The organism is Cellvibrio sp., from assembly GCF_053579595.1.
On sequence record NZ_JBRFPI010000267.1, the window covers coordinates 1 to 6,425 of the forward strand.

Here is a 6,425-nt window from a genome sequence, read left to right on the forward strand (position 1 = left end):
AGAGCCTGCCCCGGATGATGTTGACGGAAACACCGACATCCATTTACAAAATCCACAAAGCGCATAGCGAAAATCTGCTTTCCACGCTGGAGGCAAGTTGTTACGCTCTACGGCAACTGGAACAACAGCAAGTGGACTATGCTCCGCTATTGACCGCAATGGGTCTGTTCGTTGCACAACAAAGCGCGTTTGTTCCCCCAAATTATGTTCAGCATGACTTACAAAATCCCTTTGCTCCCGATGAGAGAAATCCACACCTATGAGTTATCCAACGTTTGAATTACTGCGCAGCCAAACTATCGATGCGTTAAAAATCCGTGTTGAAGAATACCGCCACAAGGTGACTGGCGCACAACATATTCATTTGGCTGCCGACAACAATGAAAACGTTTTTCTCGTCGCCCTGCGTACGGTTCCACACGACTCCACAGGGGTCGCCCATATTCTGGAACACACCGCACTCTGCGGCAGCCAAAAATACCCGGTGCGCGATCCATTTTTTATGATGGTGCGCCGCTCGCTTAATACCTTTATGAATGCCTTCACCAGTTCCGATTGGACGGCTTATCCGTTTGCGAGTCAAAACCAAAAAGATTTTAATAATCTACTTGATGTTTATTTGGATGCGGTATTTTTCTCGCGTCTGGATGAATTGGATTTTGCGCAAGAAGGCCATCGCGTTGAATTTGCTGAAGCGGATAACCCCAATTCTGATTTGGTATTTAAAGGTGTGGTATTTAATGAAATGAAAGGTGCGATGAGTTCAGTCTCATCACAGGTGTGGCATACACTCTGCAAATATCTTTACCCCACCAGCACCTATCATTACAACAGCGGTGGCGAGCCGGAAGATATCCCCAATTTGACTTATCAACAGCTGCAGGATTTTTATCGCACCCACTATCACCCCAGCAATGCGATATTTATGACCTACGGTGATATTCCCGCAGCAGCCCATCAAGAAAAATTTGAAACCCAAGCATTAAGCAAATTTGAAAAACTGGATGAAGTGATTAGCGTTGGTGATGAAAAACGCTACCACGCACCAGTTGCAGTAGAAGAAGCCTATCCGCTTGATGAAAATGATGCAGAGGATATCGAACATAAAAACCATGTTGTCGTTTCCTGGTTGTTAGGCAAGACCACTAATCTGGATGAATCGCTGGAAGCGCAATTGATCTCCAATATTTTGCTCGACAACAGCGCCTCGCCATTACAGCAAGCGCTGGAAACCAGTGAACTGGGGCAAGCGCCCTCACCACTCTGTGGGCTGGATGACTCATCGCGCGAAATGGCATTTGTGTGCGGCCTTGAAGGCTGTACTTTGGAAGACGCAGCAAAAGTTGAAGCGATGATTTTGGACATCATGCAAAAAGTCGCCGATGAAGGTGTACCGCAAGAGCAAATTGAAGCATCACTGCACCAGCTTGAACTTTCGCAGCGTGAAGTTGGTGGCGATGGCTACCCTTATGGATTGCAGTTGATCTTGACGGGCTTAACTTCAGCAACCCATCGCGGCGATCCTATCGCATTGCTGGATATGGATGCCGCACTGGAAAATTTGCGCCTTAAAACGCAGAACCCACACTTTATTCAGGAAACCGTACGCAAATGGTTGCTGGATAACCCGCACCGCGTACGTTTGACTATGCGCCCGGATTTGAAAATGAATGGCCGCATTCAAGCTGCCGAAATTGCGCGACTCGCGCAATTAAAAGCCAGCTTGAGTGATGAAGAAAAACAAATCATTATCGCGCGCTCTCACGCTTTGCAAGAGCGCCAGTTGCAACAAGACGACGAAAGCATTTTGCCCAAAGTCGGCTTGGAAGATATTCCTGCAAATTTGCATTACACCGCTGGCAGCCACGAGAGTTTTCACAACTTTCCATTGCGCCGTTATAGCGCTGGCACCAATGGCTTGGTGTACCAGCAAATTACGTGCAAATTGCCCGCGCTAACCGATGAACAAATAAGCCTACTGCCCTATTACAGTATTTGCCTAACCGAATTAGGTGCGGGCGACAAAGATTATTTAGCCAACCAACGCTGGCAAGCCGAAGTGGTCGGTTCAATCCATGCGTTTAGCAGCATTCGCGGTGCAGGCGATGATGTACAAAAAATCGATGCCTATTTAACGCTCTCCTCCAAAGCATTGAGCCGCAACAGCGCAGCGATGAATGATTTGATGAAGAACACGCTGTTAAATGTCCGTTTTGATGAGCTAGGACGCATCCGTGAATTAATTGCACAAAACCGTGCGCGCCGCGAGCAGAGCATTACTGGCCACGGCCACAGCCTGGCAATGACCGCCGCCTGTGCAGGCATGAGCCCTGCCGCCAAGGTATCGCACCAGCTGGGCGGACTCGAAGGTATTGCCGCCGTTAAAACGCTCGACAACTCGCTCGACGATGAAAAAAATCTCGCCAATTTTGCAGCGCAATTAAACGCAATTCATCAATTGGTTTTGCAAGCACCCAAGCAATTTTTAATTGTCGGTGAACAGGAACATCTGGATAGCTATCGCGATGATCTGAAAGCGCGCTGGCCAAATGAAACAACCCACACAGATTTCGCATCATTTGACCTTGCCCCCGTGAGCGAAACGATTCGCGAAGCCTGGATTGCCAATACCCAGGTAAATTTCTGCGCTAAAGCTTATCCCACTGTGCCGAGTGAACACCCGGATGCGGCAGCACTTACTGTACTCGGCGGCTTTTTGCGCAACGGCTATTTGCATCGCGCGATTCGCGAACAAGGCGGCGCTTACGGCGGCGGCGCAAGCCAGGACAGCAACAGCGCTGCGTTCCGTTTTTACTCCTATCGCGATCCACGCTTGAGCGAAACGCTAAAGGATTTTGATGATTCATTGATATGGCTGCAGGAAACGGATCACCAATGGCAATCCGTTGAAGAAGCCATTCTTGGTGTTATCGGCAGTATCGACAAACCCGGCTCGCCTGCCGGTGAGGCCAAATCGACCTACCAAGCAGAATTGTTTGGCCGCACACGCGAGAAACGCGAGCTGTTCCGCAATCGCGTATTGGCCGTCACAGTTGCCGATCTGAAACGCGTGGCTAATACCTACTTGGTACCAGAGAAAGCCAGCATCGCGCTAGTCACGCACGCCGGTCACAAAGAGTTGGCAGAAAAAATGGGGCTCACGCTCAAGACTTGTTAAGTAACAACCTGTAAACAAGTGTGCCGGGGTGCATAGTTTTCCCCCGGCCACATAGTTTTCCCCTCTAAAGTCATCTAGTATTGCTCGATAACGAATTGCACAACAATTTCTACAATAAGCTGCATTGATACCTGCCGACACTTATGACCATCAGCCCGCTGGAATATAGCGCCGCTTCCCACCCGGGATTACTGCGCGACAACAACGAAGACTGTTTCCTCAGTCGGCCTGAACACGGGCTATGGCTAGTTGCTGATGGTATGGGCGGCCATGAAGCTGGCGAAGTCGCTAGCGCCATTGTGCGCGATACCATTGAGCGCGAAACACACGACAATCCCAACATCTCCCTGCTCGAGTCCATCCAACACGCGCACACCAGCATCCTCACTTCTGCCGAACATGGCATAGGAGCGCCCGGCATGGGCTCCACAGTGGTTGCACTCAAAAGCAATTCCGAAAAATACCAGGTCGCCTGGGTCGGTGACAGCCGCGCCTATTTGTGGACTCCCACACGCGATGGCGGACGCCTGGAGCAACTGAGTACCGATCATTCTTATGTGCAGATGTTGGTAGAGACCGGAGTGATTCGTCCTGAAGATGCCGAATTCCATCCCGAGAAAAATATCATCACCCAATGCTTGGGGATGCAGGAATTGGCGCAGGTTAAAGTCGATGTTGTTGAGCAGCAGTGGCAAAAAGACCAGTGGATTTTATTGTGCAGCGATGGCTTGACCGATGAAATCAGCGATAAAACCATTGCGCAAATTTTATGTGAATCACAGGATTGTTTAGCAGCAGTGGATCAATTGTTACACGCCGCACTGACCAGCGGAGGGCGGGACAATATTACACTGCAAATTATCGAATCGCCCCTGCGCGACAATTTCACGCGCAACGGTTTATGGCAATGGGTGCCCTATCTAACCGGCAAACCCGGTACCGATGCCTGGATTTTCGGCGCAGCACTGGCATCACTCTTGGGGCTCCTGGTTTATGTAGTACATTTTTAACGATTTCCGACACCTGTACGATTTCTAACAACATCGCACAGTAGCAAAAATTACACTAAAAATTTTATACAGATACTGATTTGTTATGGCAATGCATATTCCCGGTTATCGGGTGATAAGAAAAATTAACCAGGGTGGGATGTCCACAGTTTACCTCGCGATTCAAATCAGCGTGGGGCGTGTTGTCGCATTAAAAGTAATGAACCCGCAACTCAATAGCGACCCCGCGTTTAGTGAACGCTTCCAGCGCGAAGCCACCATTGTAGGGCAATTGTCGCACCCGAATATTGTGGCGATTTACGATATCGGCCGCCATGAAGATTTAAATTACATCGCCATGGATTACCTGCCCAACGGCTCAGTGCACGACAAAATGAGCACCGGGTTAAGCGGTGAAGAAGTGCTGCGTATAACGCGTGAAATTGCCAGCGCACTTGATCACGCACACGAGAAAGGTTACATCCACCGCGATATCAAGCCGGAAAATATTTTGTTCCGCGCTGATAATTCTGCAGTGCTGTCAGACTTTGGTGTAGCACGCGGCCTGGCCGCAAACTCGCGTATGACTCATGTAGGTACAGTCGTCGGCACACCGCACTACATGAGCCCCGAACAAACCAAAGGCAATAGTGTTGATGGTCGCTCTGACCTCTACAGTTTAGGCATAGTCTTTTATGAAATGCTCACTGGCACACTACCCTACCAAGGTGATGAAGCCGTTACCATTGCACTCAAACATATCAGCGCACCTATTCCCAAATTGCCCATGCAATATTTGGCTTACCAGAAAATTCTGGAAAAATTATTAGCCAAAGATCCGGAGCAGCGCTTTCAGCGCGGGCGCGATTTAATTGCTGCAATCGAAGATCTGGAAAAAAATTATCGTGCACCCAGCACAACGGTAACCCACCCGGCTGATCTTACGGTGATGAATTTGGCACGCGCACTTGTATCGGCAACCTACAATGCCGTGCGTTGGCGCTGGAATAAAATTCGCGCATTGCGTTGGAATCCGAGCAGGGGTTTTTATCAGCGACCCTCCACCAAAATCACTGAAATTTTTTTTAATGAACAACACACACCCGCACTGACAGTACGGGCAGAAATTGAAACCCAAATCCATAAAGCCTTTAGCCAAAAAAATGCAGCCTTTGCAAAACTGGGCATAGCGGCAAGCGTTATGATAATTGGTTGGTGTGGCTACAGTATTTGGTATGCCAAAACGACTAATGCCACTGCAAACGCTTCTGTTACTGGGAAACTGGCACTGGCTACTGCCGATTTTTTTATTGAATTACCCAAGGCAACAACGTCAAACCCTGCGCTTGTAACAGCAACTGAATCAAGCAGTGCGCAATCCAGTAGTACCCCAGCGGTAAATGCAATAACACAGGATGCAACTGCAAACACCGCTGCAACTCTGGCAACAACCAGTGAAGCAACACCGGCACCCATTGATATAACCACAACTGCTTCAGCCAGCAGCAGCGATGCAATAATTAGTGGTGATTCGTCCAGCAGCGCACCACTCATCACCTATGCACTCACCGTAAAAACCTCACCTGCGCAAGCGCGTGTACGCATATTAAATATTCCTGACCGCTATCAACCGGGAATCCTGTTGCCTGCCGGGCGTTATCACATTGAAGTCAGCCAAACGGGTTACGATACACAACGCAACTGGATTGATATTGTCGATCAAGATCTAACGCCGTCATTTTCACTAACCGAAAGCATTGCACCGGGCGATGAAATTAGCAGCCAGGTAATTACCTCCATAAAAAGCGACGGCCCGGAGATGATAAGCATCCCCACCGGCAGTTTTTTTATGGGGAATAAAGATGACCCACTGACAATGCCCGTACATAAAGTCACCATCAGCAAACCCTTTGCGATGAGCAAATACGAAATCACTTTTGATGATTACGATATGTTCGCGCAGGCAACTAATCGCGCGTTACCGAGTGATAATCGCTGGGGGCGCGGCAATCGCCCGGTGATCAATGTGAGCTTTGACGATGCGAGCGCCTACGTGCGCTGGCTGAGTGAAACTACTGGCAAAAAGTATCGCCTACCAACCGAGTCCGAATGGGAATATGTCGCCCGCGCAGACACCAACTCATTATTCTGGTGGGGCAATGATGTGAAAGAAGCCAGCGGCCGCGCTAATTGCCGCCGCGGCTGCAACAGCAAATTTTCCGGTTTGATATCGAGGTGCTGCAGTGCGTGCGACTCAT

General features: G+C 49.3%; 4 protein-coding genes. All 4 read left to right on the plus strand.

The window, feature by feature from the left end; translation table 11 throughout:
- Window positions 1-263: DTW domain-containing protein (locus ACWA6V_RS15210; protein ID WP_449523289.1), on the plus strand; the 263-nt coding region annotated here is incomplete at its 5' end.
- A complete protein-coding gene (locus tag ACWA6V_RS15215) occupies window positions 260-3,178 on the plus strand; it encodes an insulinase family protein (RefSeq protein WP_449523290.1) in 2,919 nt (972 codons plus the stop codon). The genes ACWA6V_RS15210 and ACWA6V_RS15215, both read left to right, overlap by 4 nt.
- Window positions 3,179-3,321: 143 nt before the next feature.
- Window positions 3,322-4,188, plus strand: coding sequence for a PP2C family protein-serine/threonine phosphatase (locus ACWA6V_RS15220; RefSeq protein ID WP_449523291.1), 867 nt, complete (start codon window positions 3,322-3,324; stop codon window positions 4,186-4,188).
- An 85-nt stretch (window positions 4,189-4,273) separates the two neighbouring features.
- The coding region (locus ACWA6V_RS15225) for a bifunctional serine/threonine-protein kinase/formylglycine-generating enzyme family protein (RefSeq protein ID WP_449523292.1) at window positions 4,274-6,425 on the plus strand (2,152 nt) is incomplete at its 3' end.